This window comes from Curvibacter soli, assembly GCF_029211125.1.
In the GTDB taxonomy this organism is placed as follows: domain Bacteria; phylum Pseudomonadota; class Gammaproteobacteria; order Burkholderiales; family Burkholderiaceae_C; genus Curvibacter_A; species Curvibacter_A soli.
Window position 1 is genome coordinate 25,428 of record NZ_JARGEN010000031.1, and the last position, 15,140, is coordinate 40,567.

The 15,140-nt window shown below is 66.1% G+C and carries 15 protein-coding genes, 1 tRNA gene and 1 pseudogene; 10 read left to right on the top strand and 7 right to left on the bottom strand.

Annotation, left to right across the window (positions count from 1 at the left end; translation table 11 throughout):
* The first annotated feature begins 48 nt into the window (after nt 1-48).
* Genes PY257_RS07485 through PY257_RS07500 form a run of 4 tightly spaced genes read left to right on the top strand, consistent with a single transcriptional unit; the run spans nt 49 to nt 1,399 of the window.
* Complete coding sequence (locus PY257_RS07485; RefSeq protein ID WP_275740521.1) at nt 49-324, top strand: type II toxin-antitoxin system TacA family antitoxin; 276 nt, start codon at nt 49-51, stop codon at nt 322-324.
* Nucleotides 321-815: a GNAT family N-acetyltransferase gene (locus PY257_RS07490; protein WP_275740523.1), complete on the top strand. Its 495-nt coding sequence runs from the start codon at nt 321-323 to the stop codon at nt 813-815. Before PY257_RS07485 ends, PY257_RS07490 begins: the two co-directional genes overlap by 4 nt.
* Nucleotides 816-824: 9 nt before the next feature.
* Nucleotides 825-1,058 carry a type II toxin-antitoxin system prevent-host-death family antitoxin gene (locus tag PY257_RS07495; RefSeq protein ID WP_275740525.1) on the top strand — a complete coding sequence of 78 codons (234 nt, stop codon included), beginning with the start codon at nt 825-827 and terminating at the stop codon, nt 1,056-1,058.
* The gene (locus PY257_RS07500; protein WP_275740527.1) at nt 1,058-1,399 is read left to right on the top strand and encodes a type II toxin-antitoxin system RelE/ParE family toxin; all 342 of its coding nucleotides are present in this window, start codon (nt 1,058-1,060) and stop codon (nt 1,397-1,399) included. The genes PY257_RS07495 and PY257_RS07500 overlap by 1 nt, the downstream gene beginning before the upstream one ends.
* A gap of 113 nt (nt 1,400-1,512) precedes the next feature.
* Here PY257_RS07500 and PY257_RS07505 read toward each other — a convergent pair whose 3' ends face one another.
* Nucleotides 1,513-1,707, bottom strand: a complete 195-nt coding sequence (locus tag PY257_RS07505) for a hypothetical protein (protein WP_275740529.1) — start codon at nt 1,705-1,707, stop codon at nt 1,513-1,515.
* 343 nt (nt 1,708-2,050) lie between these two features.
* On the opposite strand from PY257_RS07505, the gene PY257_RS07510 reads away from it, so the two are divergent.
* Nucleotides 2,051-4,144, top strand: coding sequence for a bifunctional 2',3'-cyclic-nucleotide 2'-phosphodiesterase/3'-nucleotidase (locus tag PY257_RS07510; protein WP_275740695.1), 2,094 nt, complete (start codon nt 2,051-2,053; stop codon nt 4,142-4,144).
* 152 nt (nt 4,145-4,296) lie between these two features.
* On the opposite strand, the pseudogene PY257_RS07515 reads toward PY257_RS07510, so the two are convergent.
* Both PY257_RS07515 and PY257_RS07520 read right to left on the bottom strand, forming a co-directional pair.
* Nucleotides 4,297-4,503 (bottom strand): annotated as a pseudogene (locus PY257_RS07515) (transposase); the annotation flags it as partial.
* A gap of 486 nt (nt 4,504-4,989) precedes the next feature.
* Nucleotides 4,990-5,074 (bottom strand) — tRNA-Leu (locus PY257_RS07520).
* Nucleotides 5,075-5,115: 41 nt separating this feature from the next.
* Between PY257_RS07520 and cysM the strand changes: the two genes are divergently transcribed.
* The 3 genes from cysM to PY257_RS07535 are packed head-to-tail and all read left to right on the top strand — an operon-like array spanning nt 5,116 to nt 6,820.
* A complete protein-coding gene (gene cysM / locus PY257_RS07525; RefSeq protein ID WP_275740531.1) occupies nt 5,116-6,018 on the top strand; it encodes a cysteine synthase CysM in 903 nt (300 codons plus the stop codon).
* Between the two features lie 14 nt (nt 6,019-6,032).
* Entirely contained in the window at nt 6,033-6,560 is a 528-nt protein-coding gene (locus PY257_RS07530; protein WP_275740533.1) for an NUDIX hydrolase, read from the top strand.
* Nucleotides 6,561-6,592: 32 nt separating this feature from the next.
* Nucleotides 6,593-6,820 carry a sulfurtransferase TusA family protein gene (locus tag PY257_RS07535; RefSeq protein WP_275740536.1) on the top strand — a complete coding sequence of 76 codons (228 nt, stop codon included), beginning with the start codon at nt 6,593-6,595 and terminating at the stop codon, nt 6,818-6,820.
* 63 nt (nt 6,821-6,883) lie between these two features.
* On the opposite strand, the gene galU is transcribed toward PY257_RS07535, so the two are convergent.
* Together galU and PY257_RS07545 are read right to left on the bottom strand one after the other, a co-directional pair.
* Nucleotides 6,884-7,765: a UTP--glucose-1-phosphate uridylyltransferase GalU gene (gene galU / locus PY257_RS07540; protein ID WP_275740538.1), complete on the bottom strand. Its 882-nt coding sequence runs from the start codon at nt 7,763-7,765 to the stop codon at nt 6,884-6,886.
* Between the two features lie 77 nt (nt 7,766-7,842).
* A complete protein-coding gene (locus tag PY257_RS07545) occupies nt 7,843-10,851 on the bottom strand; it encodes a valine--tRNA ligase (protein WP_275740540.1) in 3,009 nt (1,002 codons plus the stop codon).
* Nucleotides 10,852-11,186: 335 nt separating this feature from the next.
* Here PY257_RS07545 and PY257_RS07550 point away from each other — a divergent pair, with 335 nt between their 5' ends.
* Nucleotides 11,187-12,749 (top strand): sensor domain-containing diguanylate cyclase, encoded by a 1,563-nt coding sequence (locus PY257_RS07550; protein WP_275740542.1) that lies wholly within the window; start codon nt 11,187-11,189, stop codon nt 12,747-12,749.
* Nucleotides 12,750-12,758: 9 nt separating this feature from the next.
* On the opposite strand, the gene PY257_RS07555 is transcribed toward PY257_RS07550, so the two are convergent.
* The gene (locus PY257_RS07555; protein WP_275740544.1) at nt 12,759-13,391 is read right to left on the bottom strand and encodes a VOC family protein; all 633 of its coding nucleotides are present in this window, start codon (nt 13,389-13,391) and stop codon (nt 12,759-12,761) included.
* A gap of 186 nt (nt 13,392-13,577) precedes the next feature.
* Here PY257_RS07555 and PY257_RS07560 point away from each other — a divergent pair, with 186 nt between their 5' ends.
* Nucleotides 13,578-13,802: a hypothetical protein gene (locus PY257_RS07560; protein WP_275740547.1), complete on the top strand. Its 225-nt coding sequence runs from the start codon at nt 13,578-13,580 to the stop codon at nt 13,800-13,802.
* 31 nt (nt 13,803-13,833) lie between these two features.
* On the opposite strand, the gene PY257_RS07565 is transcribed toward PY257_RS07560, so the two are convergent.
* Nucleotides 13,834-15,114, bottom strand: a complete 1,281-nt coding sequence (locus PY257_RS07565; protein ID WP_275740549.1) for a heme biosynthesis HemY N-terminal domain-containing protein — start codon at nt 15,112-15,114, stop codon at nt 13,834-13,836.
* Nucleotides 15,115-15,140: the final 26 nt, after the last annotated feature.

Consider the following 15,140-nt stretch of genomic DNA (forward strand, 5'->3'; position numbering starts at 1 on the left):
GCGCGACAATTCGTGTATCTGTCGTGTATGCACGAATAGGAGAAGCCAATGCGTGACGCCGCCATCAATCTGCGGGCTTTGCCCGAACAGCGTGACCTGATCGATCACGCCGCCAGTCTGCTAGGCAAGAACCGCTCGGACTTCATGCTCGAAACGGCCTGCGAACGCGCTCAGGCCGTGGTGCTGGATCAGGTGTTCTTCAGCCTGGACGCCGACAAGTTCAAGCAATTCACGGCAATGCTCGATGCGCCCCCCGGACAGAATCCTGGGCTTGAACGCCTCATGGCCGTCAAGGCACCATGGAGCAGCAGCGGCGCGGCATGAGCGTGCAACTGAGCGCGCCGCAACCACTCGCTGCCGTCCACGGACTGAACGAATTCGCTTGCGGGGAAGCCAGCCTCGATGAATGGCTCAAGCGTCGGGCCCTCACTAACCAGTTGAGTGGTGCAAGCCGCACCTTCGTCGTCACGGATCAGGACAGTCGTGTCTACGGTTACTACGCGATGGCCGCAGGTGCGGTTTCACACCAAGCTGCAACCAGCAGCGTGCGACGCAACATGCCCGATCCTGTGCCGGTGATGGTTCTTGCCAGGCTCGCCATTGACCACCGCGCCCAGGGCATCAAACTCGGCGCGGCACTGCTGCAAGACGCGGTCAATCGATCTGTGGCAGTGTCGCAGAATGTAGGTGTGCGCGCCCTGCTCGTGCACGCCCTGCACGACCGTGCAAAGCAGTTCTACGCGCACTACGGCTTCCAGGAATCACCACAGCACCCGATGACATTGATGCTGCGGTTGAACACGGTAGAGGCTTGAAAGGCAAGGTTGAAATTTTCCATAATTCTGACGCACCTCACGGAGCGGCGTGAGCCCATGGTCATCACCCAAAACGGCGAGGCCAAGGCTGTCCTGCAGGACGTCGCCTCGTTCGAAGAGACGCAAGAAACACTGGCCTTGCTAAAAATCCTTGCGCTGGGCAATCAGGATGTGGCCGCCGGCAAGGTCAAACCCGTGGCCGACGTTGTTGCCAGCCTCCGCACCAAGCGAGCCACAACCTGATGGCTGGCGCACCTGCGAAGTTCAAGGTCCTGCTCACCGAGGGTGCGGAGCAGGACTTGGAGTCCATCCACGACTACATCTCCGAATTCGATTGCGTGGCCAACGCCAACCATGTGTTGGATGAGTTGATGGATACCGTGAAGAGTCAGTCGAAATTCCCGGAACGCGGTAGCTATCCCAAGGAACTCGTTGGCCTTGGGATCAAAGAATATCGACAAACCTTCTTCAAACCGTACCGCGTGATCTACCGTGTCACAGGCAGCCAAGTGATCATCTACCTGATTGCTGAAGGGCGCCGTGACATGCAATCCGTGCTTGCTCGCCGCCTGCTTGGCGCTTGACTCGCAGCAACTCGCACCAGTACTCGTAAGCTCGGGAGGCCGGCCGGCACATGGTCAACCACCCGCCAGCGGGCAATCACCAGCCCAGGAACTCAAAACTGCTGTTTCCAGGTTCAAACTCCCGTCAGCCATTCCGTCGTTGTGGATGTGCCCCAGTTCACCCGGGCCTGCACGCCGGGCCCCGAAAAGTAGGCACCACTGCCCTTGACCGCGGTGACGCTACCCGGCGTTCCTGCCGGCAACACCAACACATCCTTCTTGCCCCGTCGCTTCACCGGCACGTTGTCGAGAAAAACCGTCTGCTGCAACTGCCACCACGCATCCCGGCATGCCGGGAGATTGCCGTCGATCTGCCCGGTCCGGTCAGCCTGTTGATCACGACCAACGTTGGCGCGTTCTGCTTGGGCTTGATGTCCCGCAGCGACACCTCATCGGCCACCATCGAGAACTCGCGGCGGGCCGTTCAGTTGTCCGCCCGGCAAACTGCGCTGACATGGGGCGGGCAATGGTCCGACAGTTCATCCTGGCCGCTTGCCCGTCACGCCTTTGTCAAAGCCCCTGGAAACAATCGCGTTCTTGCAATCCACCAGGGAACCGGCCGTGCTTCGTAATCCATCGACAAAGCGTGATTTCCGTAGCGGTTCGTGCAATCTGCTGCTCCTGAGTGCCCTCCTGGCCTTGTCGGCCTGCGGAGGAGACGACGATACGGCCCCCGCGCCCGCTTCACAGAGCGCCACCGCCCAAATGGCGCTGCTGGAAACGACCGATCTGCATTACTACGCGCGCAGCTATAACTATTACTCTGACAAGGCAGACAACTCCGTCGGCCTGGAGCGCACCGCCACGCTGATCCGCCAGGCGCGCACCGATTTCCCGAACAACCTGCTGGTGGACAACGGTGACACCATTCAGGGTTCCGTTCTGGGCACCTATGAAGCGCAGGTGGCCCCCATCCCGCCCACCCAGCAACTGACCATGTACAAAGCCATGGCGTCGTTGAAGTACGACGCTGGCGTGCTGGGCAACCACGAGTTCAACTTCGGCCTGCCTTACCTGAGCCAGATCCTGGGTGGCGGACTGGACGTCGATGGCGTTGACCCGACGATCGGCACCAAGGACAAGGGCCCCGGCTTCCCGATCGTGACCGCCAACGTGACCAGCCTGAAGACCGGCAAGCCGCTGGTCGAGCCCTACATCATCCTGGACCGCAACCTGACGGCCACCCAGGCCGACGGCAAGACCGTCATGCTGCCGATCAAGATTGGCGTCATTGGCATCACCACGCCCGGCATTCTGAACTGGGACAAGGACAAGCTCGACGGCAAGGTCAGCACGCAGGACGGGCGCGACACCGCCGCAAAATATGTGCCCGAGGTGCGCGCCAGGGGTGCCGACCTGGTGTTCGTGTTGCTGCACGGCGGCATGAACGCCAATGGCTACTTTGCCAACATGGAAAACCCCGGCTACTACATCACCAAGGATGTGAAGGGCATCGATGGCATCGTGATGGGCCACGAGCACAACACCTTCCCCGACCGCGGTACCAACCCGGCCTACAAGTTTGAGGGCGCTGACAATGCCAAGGGCACCGTCAACGGCGTGCCTGCCGTGATGGCCAGCTCGTGGGGCAAGGCGCTGGGCGTGATCAACTACGCGCTCAAATGGGACGGCACGGCCAAGAAATGGTCAGTGGACACCGCCAAGACCGACGTGCAGGTGCGCACCATCCAGACCGGCACCAACCCCAACACCTATGTGGCGTCCGACACGGCCGTGGTTCAGGCGGCGCAGGAACTGCATGACAAGACCCGCGCCTACGTCGCTTCGCCCATTGGCACCAGCGACTTCCGCCTGAGCTCCATGTTTGCCGACGTGGGCGATGTGACCGCCCTGCAGATCGTCAACCAGGCGCAGCAGGAGCATGTGGCCAACTACGTCAAGAACAGCCTGCCCCAGTACGCCAGCCTGCCGGTTCTGTCTGTCACTGCGCCGTTCAAGGCCGGCTTTGCCGGCAGCACTGACTACACCGACGTGAAGGCCGGCACCATGACCGTCGCTGCCGCCGCCGACCTGTACCTGTACGATAACAACACCATCAACGCAGTGAAAGTGACGGGCGCGCAGATCAAGCTGTGGCTGGAAAACGCCGCCCATCGTTTCAACCAGATCGATCCGGCCAAGACGGCAGACCAGTGGCTCATCAACGACAGCAAGACCGGCGTGCAGCCTGGCTCGGCCTTCCCGGGCTACAACTACGACGTGTTCACCTCGCCGGACATCAGTTACGAAATCGACGTCACGCAGCCCAAGTACAACGTCAACAACCCGAGCCAGGGTGGCGAACGCATCAAGAACCTGCGCTACAAGGGCCAGCCGATTGACCTCTCGCAAGAGTTCATCATTGCCACCAACAACTACCGCGCCAACAGCAGTGCTCCCTACATCCTGGGCACGGGCAAGAAGTTCGACATCATCTGGGCCTCACCCGACGCCAACCGCGAAGTGGTGCTGAACTACGTCAAGGCCAGGAAGGACATCACCCGCGTCGCCAACGGCTCGGTCAGCAGCTGGCGCTTTGCCAAGGCGGCAACCGCGGGCAAGGTGCTGTTCAAGTCCGGCAAGGACGAACTGGGCCTGGCGCAGGCTGCCGGCCTGACCAACATCAGCGTTGACAAGGCGGATGACACCGGCGTCAACAACGGCACCGGCACTTACACGGTCTATCGCATCGACCTGAGCCAGTAAGCCTAGTAGTCAGTCAGCATGAATCGAGAGAATAATTAATGTGGAAGACACCCCCGAACCGGCGTACCACTGCCTGACCTGAGGCTGGCCGGAACCGCAGAGGCGACGGGGGAGCGAGTCTCAGGTGGCGGCAGGCGTGGCGATGAAGCCGTGCTTCTCGCAGCATCTTGATCCAGCGCCACGACCGACTTCTTGTGGCCTTTGCGGATGGCCAACGCGTCGAACTTGGCCTTGAGCGCGCAGCGCGTTCGGGCAGATGCCTGGGCGAACTCGCACAGCAGCCGTCTGACCCAGGCGTTGCCCTTGCGGATGCGCCCGGTTTTGCGCTTGCCCGCACTCTCGTTGTTGCCCGGACAGATGGCTTGGTGAACATCCAGCGCGATCACGCGCTTTTGTGCATCGGGGTCAAATCCATTGCCTCAGCCCCTGCCGCTTGAACAACAATCACAAGCGTGCGGGCCCGCGCAGGTGCCGCCGGACCAACGGCCTGCCGGGCAACCCCGGCGGCTCTCTTCAATGTGGGCTGTCAGGCGCCCGGGTTCCGAAAGGAACTCAGCAGCGCCCGCAGGCAATCCTGGGTACGAGTGGTCGGCAGCGGCTCAAGTTAGCGATCGCGGTCGAGTGCCATCAAAAATTTGACCGACCTCTACCCGCGCCGGCCCGCACTCCCCAGTGTCTTCCGTCATCTATGGCGAACTACCTTGGTCATGGCAGTTAGCGGGGGAAATATGGGGAATGAATTGTGCATAACCGTGCATCCAGCGCACTGCACCACCTTCATGGCTGCTCCTAACCCATTGAAATGTTTGGGTTTGTGCATATGCTGCAAGCCGTAAACATTTGAGTGGTGCCCGGGGCCGGAATCGAACCGGCACACCTTTCGGTGGGGGATTTTGAGTCCCCTGCGTCTACCAATTTCACCACCCGGGCGGGCTGGAGGCGAGGCCGCAAATTATGGCACAGTGGCGCCTATGAACTACCCCACCATCGAGGCCGCGATCGGCAACACGCCGCTCGTCGCCTTGCAGCGCATCGGCGCGCAAGAAAATGCCGCGCGCGGCAACGTCATACTGGGCAAGCTGGAAGGCAACAACCCCGCGGGCTCGGTGAAGGACCGGCCCGCCGTGTCCATGATCCGGCGCGCCGAGGAGCGCGGCGACATCCGGCCCGGCGATACGCTGATCGAAGCCACTTCTGGCAACACCGGCATCGCGCTGGCGATGGCCGCGGCCATCAAGGGCTACCGCATGCTGCTCATCATGCCGGAGGACCTGTCCATCGAGCGCGCCCAGACCATGAGGGCATTCGGCGCCGAGTTGATCCTCACGCCCAAGAGCGGCGGCATGGAATATGCGCGCGACCTGGCCGACACCATGGTCAAGCAGGGCAAGGGGGTGGTGCTGAACCAGTTCGCCAACGAGGACAACCCGCGCATCCACTACGAAACCACGGGCCCCGAGCTGTGGCAGCAGACGGGCGGGCGCATCACCCACTTCGTGAGCGCCATGGGCACCACGGGCACCATCACCGGCGTGGCGCGGTTCCTGAAGGAGAAGAACCCGGCGGTGCGGATCATCGGCGCGCAGCCCAGCGAGGGCTCGCGCATCCCGGGCATCCGCAAGTGGCCCGAGGAATACCTGCCGAAGATCTACGACCCGCGCGTGGTGGACGAGCAGGTCAGTGTGAGCCAGGACGACGCCGAGGACATGTGCCGCCGCCTGGCGCGCGAGGAGGGTATTTTCGCCGGCATCTCCGCCGCCGGCGCGCTGTGGGTGGCGCTGGAAGCCGCCCGCAAGGTAGAGAACGCAACCATCGTCTTCGTGGTCTGCGACCGCGGCGACCGCTACCTGTCCACCGGCGTTTTCCCCGCCTGAGGCCGTTCCGCGCGATGGCCGACGGTTTCCGCTTCTGTCCGGCGTGCGCCGCGCCGCTGGAGTGGCTGGCGCAGATGGAGGATGGCGGCGAAAAGCTGCGCCTGCGCTGCCCGGCCTGCGGCTGGACGCACTGGAACAACCCCACGCCGGTGCTGGCGGCGGTGGTCGAATACCGCGGGCAGATCCTGCTGGCGCGCAACGCCGCATGGAGCGGCAGGATGTTCGCCCTCATCACCGGCTTCATGGAGGCCGGCGAGACGCCGCAGGACGGCATCGCGCGCGAGATCAAGGAAGAGACCAACCTCGACGCCAGCGCGCTCGCGCTGATCGGCGTGTACGACTTCCAGCGCATGAACCAGGTCATCATCGCCTACCACGCGGTGGCCGACGGCGAGGTGCGACTGTCGCCCGAGCTGGCGGAATACAGGCTCTACGCGCCCGAGGACGTGCGCTGCTGGCCCTCGGGCACGGGCCAGGCGCTGGCCGACTGGCTGCGCTCGCGCGGGTACGCGCCGCAGTTCATGGAATCCATCCGGTCCTAGAATCCAGAAAACCCCACCCACGAGAGACCGGCATGGAGATCAGCAAGGAAATCGACACCCGCGGCCTGAACTGCCCGCTGCCCATCCTGCGCGCCAAGAAAGCGCTGGCAGAGCTGGCGAGCGGCCAGTTGCTGAAGGTGGTGGCGACCGACCCCGGCTCGCTGCGCGACTTCCAGGCCTTCGCGCGCCAGACCGGCAACGAGTTGGTGGAGCAGCAGACCGTGGGCGAGGAGTTCGTGCACGTGCTGCGCCGACGCTGAGCGCAGTTTGCCGCCCGTAAAAAAGCCCGCCTGATGCGGGCTTTTTGCTGGGCTGCGCAGCGCTCAGATGTCCAGCGCCTTGATGTATTCGCGGAAGCTCGGGCCGAGCTGCGGATGGGTCAGCGCCAGCTCCACGTTGGCCTCCAGGAAGCCTTCCTTGCTGCCGCAGTCGTAGCGCTTGCCGTCGTAGCGGTAGGCGAACACCTTTTCGCGGCGCATCAGCGCGGCGATGCCGTCGGTGAGCTGTATCTCGCCGCCCACGCCGCGCGGCAGCGCCGCGATCTGGCGGAAGATGCCCGGCGTGAGGATGTAGCGGCCCGCCACGCCCAGGCGCGAGGGCGCAGCCTCGGGCGCGGGCTTCTCGACGATGTGCGAAAGCTCCATCAGGCGGTCGTTGACCGGCGTGCCGGCCACGATGCCGTAACGCCTGGTGTGCTCGTCGGGCACTTCCTGCACCGCCAGGATGGTGGCCTGCCATTCGGCGAACTGCTCCACCATCTGCTTGAGCACGGGCGGCTTGCCGACCATCAGGTCGTCGGCCAGCAGCACGGCGAAGGGTTCGTTGACCACCACGCTGTGGGCGCAGTACACCGCGTGGCCCAGCCCCAGGGCCTTGGGCTGGCGGATGTAGATGCATTCCATGTCGGCGGGCATGATGGAGCGCGTCAGCGCCAGCAGATCCTTCTTGCCCGCGGCCTCCAGTTCGGATTCGAGCTCGTAGGCGGTGTCGAAGTGGTCTTCGATGGCGCGCTTGCTGCGACCATTGATGAAGATCATCTGCCGGATGCCCGCGGCGTAGGCCTCCTCGACCGCGTACTGGATCAGGGGCTTGTCCACCACGGGCAGCATTTCCTTGGGCTGCGCCTTGGTGGCGGGCAGAAAGCGCGTTCCGAGGCCGGCAACGGGGAAGACGGCCTTGCGGATCGGGGCAGGGGTATCACTCATGGCTGAAGGTATTCCTTTCGGGTATGGGGATCATACGGCTGCGCCGCGAGCCGCCGCCGCAAGACCGAGTGCCGTGTTCAGCCAAGCCGGGCCAACTGCTCGCGCAGCCGCGCCAGTGCCTCGCCGAAGTCGGCCACGCGCTTCTTCTCCTGCTCGATCACGGCCGCTGGCGCGCGGGCGACGAAGCCCTGGTTGCCGAGCTTGGCCTGGGCCTTGACGATCTCGGCCTCCAGCCGCGCGGCCTCCTTGCCGAGCCGGGCCTTTTCGGCGGCCACGTCGATTTCCATGAACAGGCACAGCCGCACGCCGCCTGCCACGGCCACGGGCGCGGCCTGCGCGGCGGCGGCCCAGGCGGCCTCGTCGTCGAACACCCGGACTTCGCCGAGCTTGGCCAGCGCCTGGAGCACGGGTGCGGCGGCGCGCAGGAAGCCGGCCCCTTCGGCGGCATCCGCCACGGCGTAGAGCGGCAGCCGCTGCGCGGGCGAGACGCCCATCTCGCCGCGCAGCGTGCGGCAGGCATCGACCACGGCCTTCAGGCGCGCGACATACGCCTCGGCGGCCTCGTCGATCTTCTCGGGCCGGCTTTGCGGGTAGGCGGCGATGCTGATGGATTCGCTGGTCTTTCTGCCGGCCACGGGCGCCACCTTCTGCCACAGCTCCTCGGTGATGAAGGGGATCAGCGGGTGTGCCAGGCGCAGGATGGTTTCCAGGGTGCGGATCAGCGTGCGGCGGGTGCCGCGCTGTTGTGCCTCGGTGCCGGTTTGAATCTGCACCTTGGCGATTTCCAGGTACCAGTCGCAGAACTCGTTCCACACGAAGTCGTAGACTGCGTTCGCCACGTTGTCGAGCCGGTATTCGGCGAACGCCTTGGCCACCTCGGCCTCCACTTTCTGCAGGCGCGAGGCGATCCAGCGGTCGGCCTGCGAGAAGCGCAGGTAGCCGCCCGCCGCGCATTCCTCTGCTGCATGGTCCTTCAGGCCGCAGTCGAAGCCTTCGCAGTTCATCAGCGCGAAGCGGGTGGCGTTCCAGAGCTTGTTGCAGAAGTTGCGGTAGCCCTCGCAGCGCTTGCTGTCGAAGTTGATGCTGCGCCCGAGCGTGGCCAGCGCCGCGAAGGTGAAGCGCAGCGCGTCGGCGCCGTAGGCCGGGATGCCCTGGGGGAACTCCTTCTCGGTGTTCTTGCGCACCGCAGGCGCCGTCTCGGGCTTGCGCAGGCCGGTGGTGCGCTTGTCCAGCAGGGGCGCCAGCGCGATGCCGTCGATCAAATCCACCGGGTCGAGCACGTTGCCCTCGCTCTTGCTCATCTTCTTGCCCTGCGCGTCGCGCACCAGGCCGTGGATGTAGACGTGGCGAAACGGCACGCGGCCCGTGAAGTGCGTGGTCATCATGATCATCCGGGCGACCCAGAAGAAGATGATGTCGTAGCCGGTGACCAGCACGGTGCTTGGGAGGTATAGGTCGTAGTCGCTCGTGCTACCTTGGCTTCCCGTGGATACGTCGCCGCCGGCCCCGCCAGCGGCTTGAGGCCATCCTACGGTGCTGAACGGCACCAGCGCGCTCGAATACCACGTATCGAGCACATCCTCGTCGCGCACCAGTTTCTTGCCGGGCGCCTGTTGCTGCGCCTCTTCCTCGCTGTGCGCGACGTAGACCTTGCCGCCCTCGTCGTACCACGCGGGAATCTGGTGCCCCCACCACAACTGGCGGCTGATGCACCAGTCCTGGATGTTTTTCATCCACTGGTTGTAGGTGTTGACCCAGTTCTCGGGCACGAACTTCACTTCGCCCGAGGCCACGGCGTCGATGGCCTTCTGCGCGATGCTCTTGCCCGTGGGGTCGCCCGTGCCCACCTCTGCGGCGCCGGGCCGCCCAAAGCCGGAGACGGCCTCCTCGGGGGGCAGCGAACCACGCGCAGCGGGGAGCGTGGGGGTCTTGTTCATGGCCACGAACCACTGGTCGGTGAGCATCGGCTCCACCACCTGGCCCGTGCGCGCGCAGCGCGGCACCATGAGCTTGTGCTTCTTCACTTCCACCAGCAGGCCCATGGCTTCGAGGTCGGCCACGATCTGCCTGCGGGCCGCGAAGCGGTCCAGCCCGCGGTATTTCACGGGCGCGTTGTCGCTGATGGCCGCGTCCAGCGTCAGCACGCCGATCACCGGCAGCCCGTGGCGCTGGCCCACGGCGTAGTCGTTGTAGTCGTGCGCGGGCGTTACCTTCACCACGCCGGTGCCGAAGTCCTTGTCCACGTAGTCGTCGGCGATCACCGGGATCTCGCGGTCCACCAGCGGCAGCTTCACCTTCCTGCCGATCAGGTGCCGGTAGCGCGCATCCTCGGGGTGCACCATCACGGCCGTGTCACCCAGCATGGTCTCGGGCCGCGTGGTGGCCACCACCAGCGAGCCGGTGTCGTCGGCCAGCGGGTAGCGGATGTGCCAGAGGAAGCCGTCCTCCTCCTCGCTCTCCACCTCCAGGTCGCTTACCGCCGTCTTGAGCTGCGGGTCCCAGTTGACCAGGCGCTTGCCGCGGTAGATCAGACCCTGCCGGTACAGGCGCACGAAGGTGTCGGTCACCACTTTCGACAGCTTGTCGTCCATGGTGAAGTACTGGTGCGTCCAGTCCACACTGTCGCCCAGGCGGCGCATCTGGCCGAAGATGGTGTTGCCGCTCTGCTCCTTCCATTCCCACACGCGGGCGACGAAGTTCTTGCGCCCCAGTTCGTGCCGGCTGGTGCCCTGGCCCTGCAACTGGCGCTCCACCACGATCTGCGTGGCGATGCCCGCGTGGTCGGTGCCCGGCACCCACAGCGTGTTGAAGCCGCGCATGCGGTGGTAGCGCGTCAGGCTGTCCATGATGGTCTGGTTGAACGCATGCCCCATGTGCAGCGTGCCCGTGACGTTGGGCGGCGGCAGTTGGATGGCGAAGGCCGGCTCGCCGGCGCGGGGCTCGCCGGTGCCGCGCCAGCCCGCGCGGGCATAGCCGCGCTGCTCCCAGGCGGGGCCCCAGTGCGCTTCCAGCGCGGCGGGCTCGAAGGACTTGGCAAGGCTGTCGAGGCCGGGCTGGGCGGGGCGTGTGGCGGTGGTGTCGCTCATGGCAAAAAGTGAAACGGCATCCAGCAGGATGCCGTGGGGTGTGGTGACGCACCGATTTTATCCCGTTCGGCGCTTCTCTTTTGATAGCATTCAGAGCAGGAAATATCTGCGCTGGAGGCATTTTTCGTTCATATACCTGGGGCATGGCGTGGCCACGCACGTGCGCGCCAGCAGCGCCTTGCGCTCCGTGGCGTGGAAGCGACGGGCAACCCCGCGCACTATCGGGGAAATGGCATGGCGCTGCCGCCAGGGCGGGCATGATGCGGGCTGGCTGCGATTCCCCCGCCCCAGCCCCAGCCCCCGCCCCTTTCTTCTTCCGTACTGCGCCATTGTTCATGCCGCGCCTTGACCTGCGCAAGCTCATCCTGGGCCTGGCCCTGCTGTCGCTCGTCCTGGGCCTGGGCAGCGCGCTGTATTCGGCCCACCGGGTGCAGGAAGACCTGCTGATCCGCAACACGCTGGAGGCCAACCGCACCTACGCGGCCAAGCTGGCGGACACGGCGGATACGTTCATTGCCACCATCGAGCGGCGGCTGGCCTATGCGAGCCGCTCGCTCGCCGAACTGATGGGCGAGCCCGCAGCCCTGCAGGCGCAGGCCCGCAGGCTGCAGCAGGATACCAACTCCTTCAACGCCGTCGTCATCGTCGACGCACGGGGCGTGGTGCAGGCCTCGTACCCCGACAGCCTGGCGCTCAACGGCGAGCAGTTGCGCTCTGAGGGCGACGGCCAGAGCCTGCAGCGGCGCGAGCCCTTCGTCAGCGCGCCCTATCGTTCCGCGCGCGGGCGGCTGGTCGTCAGCCTCTCGCAGCCGATCGTCGACGGCCAGGGGCGCTACCGCGGCTACGTTGCCGGCGCCATCTACCTGCAGGAGCCCAACATCCTGCAGAATATCCTGGGCCTGCACTACTACCAGGACGGCTCCTACCTCTATGTCGTGGAAGGCCAGCACAGGCTCATCATCTACCACCCCGAACTCGAGCGCATCGGCGAGATGGTGCTGGGCAACCCGGCCATCGAGGCCGTGATCGCGGGCCAGACGGGCAGCATGCGCATGGTCAACAGCAAGGGCGTGGACATGCTGGCCGGCTACGCGCCGCTGCGCCGCACCGGCTGGGGCGTGGTGGCGCAGCGGCCCGTACACGCCACGCTGACCGAGTTGGACCTTCTGCTGCGCAGCACGGTGCTGCGCACGCTGCCGCTGCTGCTGGCGTCGATGCTCATCGTCTGGGCACTGACGCGGGTCATCTGCCGGCCCCTGTGGCAGCTCGCGCGCCAGGCCCGGCACATGGATGGCATGGGCACGGCCTACGCTGCCATCGAGAAGCTGCCGGCCTGGTACTTCGAGGCATTCGAGCTCAAGCGTTCCCTGCTGGCAGGCTTGAGCGTGCTCGACAACAAGATCGACCGGCTCAACCGCGACGCACTGACCGACCCGCTGACCGGCCTGCACAACCGGCGCGGCATGGACGCGGCGCTGGACACCTGGCTGGAGGACGGACGCGGCTTTGCGATCGTGGCGCTGGACATCGACCACTTCAAGCACGTCAACGACGTTTTCGGCCACGACGTGGGCGACAGCGTGTTGCGCGAGATGGGCGCGCTGATGCGCGAGCATGCCCGCCCCACCGACCTGCTGTGCCGCCCGGGCGGGGAGGAGTTCAGCATCTTCATGCCCGGCACCTCCGCCGCCGGTGCGCGCGAGGCGGCGGAGCGCCTGCGCCGGGCCATCGCCGACCATGCGTTCGCCGTGGCAGGCACGGTGACCGTCTCGCTGGGCGTGGCCGAGCTGGAGGCCGGGGACCACGACCTGGAGCGCGCCCTGAAGCGCGCGGACCGGGCGCTCTACCAGGCGAAGAAGGATGGGCGCAACCGCACGATGGTGGCCGAGCCGGGGTGATGTGGTTTTTCAAGCCGTGCCGCCCCCCGCGGGCACGAACTCCGGACGGTCGTTGGCCTGGGGCTTGAGCGGCGCGGCGGCGGCGCCTGCCGCGCGCTCGCGGCGCCACTGTTGCTTGCGCGCCGTCCACTCCGCCAGCCGGGCGTGGGCCGTGGCGCTTTCCTTGTGCATCTGCGCCGCGTCGGCCAGTTGCGCGGAGAGTTCCAGCCGAATGCCGTTGGGGTCGAAGAAGTAGATGCTCTTGAAGATGTGGTGGTCCGTCACGCCCAGCACCTCCACGCCATGGGCCTGCAGGCGCTGCTTGGCGGCCTCCAGATCGGCCACCGTATCGACGCGCAAGGCGATGTGGTTGACCCACGCCGGCGTGTTGGGCGAGGGCGCGGCCTGCACGTCGTCGCCCAGGTCGAAGAAGGCGATGAACGAGCCGTCGCGCAGGCGAAAGAAGATGTGGGTGTAGGGGCAGTACTCGCCCGTGCTGGGCACGTAGTCGCTCTGGATGATGTGGTAGAGCGGCAGGCCCAGGATGTCCTCGTAGAAATGCCGCGTCTCCTCGGCGTCGCGCGCCTTGTAGGCATAGTGGTGTAGCTGCTGGATGGGCGCGGGCGCGGGCAGCGCGGCGGTGGTATCGGGTGCGGTGGCCATGGTGTCTCCTCGTGTGGGGGTGTGTACGGCACCGATATTAAGCTATTCGAAATCGATTTACTATATCGAAATCATGCCGCTATGTTTTCAGGAGCTTTCACCGCAGCATATACAAAGGTTTCAGCATGAAAACAGCGTTAAACCTGGAACCGGCAGTTGACCGCTTTGTATCCCTTGCCAGGCCGCATGAAATCGAGCGTTGACGGCGCCGACGGGGTTCACCTCGTGGGTGAGAGCGCCATGCACCTGCCAGCACCGCGCTCGGCGCGCCATGCGGCGTTGCTCCTCCTTGCGGGCAGTAGCCCGCCGCGTCGCCCGGTCTTGCCTGGCACCCCGATCACGGCACCGGCAGGCGCATCCAACTGCCGTTTCCAGGTTAAACCATTGAAGAAACTGCGGCGGCAGCTATGAATAGAGGAGCACTGCGCTCCGCGCCTGGGCGTCAGCGCGCCAGCGCGGCCTGCTTCCAGGCCGCGGCGGTGGCCTCGGCGTCGCCGCGCTCCTCGGCCAGTTCGGCCAGGTAGCGCCAGGCGCGGCTGCGCAGTTCGGCGTCCTGCAAGCCGGCGGCGGCGCTGGCCAGCAACTGCTGCGCCTTGCCCCAGAGCTGGCGCTTGAGGCAGGCCGTGCCGGCCAGGTACTGCAGCGCGGCGTTGCGCGGGTTGGCCTGCTGCGCGGCCTCGATGCGCGCCAGCCAGGCCGGGTCCACCGAGTCCAGGCCAGCCTCCAGCGTGCGTACCATCTTGATTTCCAGCCCGTCCGGCAGGGCCGCCGGGCGCGCCGCCAGCGCCTCCCACACGGGCAGCAGCCAGGCGCGCACCTGCACGCCGCCACCGCCCAGTTGCGCCAGGCGCTGTGCCGCATGCACGGCCAGCCCGGGCATGGCGCGCTCGGCGGGCTCCAGGTCGTCGAGCCAGGCGCGCTGCAACTGCTCGGTGTCGCGCGCGCCGTCGATCAGCTCGATGGCCAGGCCGCGCACGATGCTCTGCGCCGCCGCCTCGGAGAACGCGCGGTGCTTGGCCAGCAGCCGCGCGGTGACCAGCGCCTCCTGCGTCAGCCCGGCCAGGCGCGCGGCCTTCAGGCGGATGCGCAGCGCCACCGTGCGCCGCGCCGCGCCCTGTGGCAGTGCGGCCAGGTGCTCCAGCGCGGCGACGCTGTCGCGGTCGTCTAGGCTCCAGCGCGCGGCGCGCAACTGGGCACCTTCGCGGATCTCCTGCTCCTGCGCCGACACGCGCTGTGCCGTGCCGGCCAGCGCGTGCCGCAGATGCTCCTCGCGCCCGGCGCGGTCCTGCAGCGCATGGGCGTCGTCGGCGGCCACCAGGTGGGCCAGGGCGCGCAGTTGGCCGGCGTGCGCGGGCTCGGCGCCGGCGCTGATCAGGTCCGCTTCCTGCGCCAGCGCGGCCTCGGCGGCCTTGCGCGAGCGGATGAAGCGCCCGGCCAGTTGGTGCGCCAGCGCGTCGAGCATGGCCAGGTGCATGGCGCGCTCCTTCTGCTGCACGCGCCAGCGCCGCGCCTGGTGCGGCAGGCTCAGCAGCGAGCCGATGGCGCGCAGCGCCGCGTACAGCACGGCAAAGCCGCCCAGTAGCAGCAGCACCACCATGTTGAGCGACAGGTCGAGCCGGTAGGGCGGCCAGAACAGCGTCACCGTGCCCTGGTTGTTGCCCACGAACAGGGCCACCGCCACCGCGATGGCGAAAAGTGCCAGGAGCCAGAGTGCCGCGCGCATACGTGTCGTCGTTCGTCGTCCGTGGG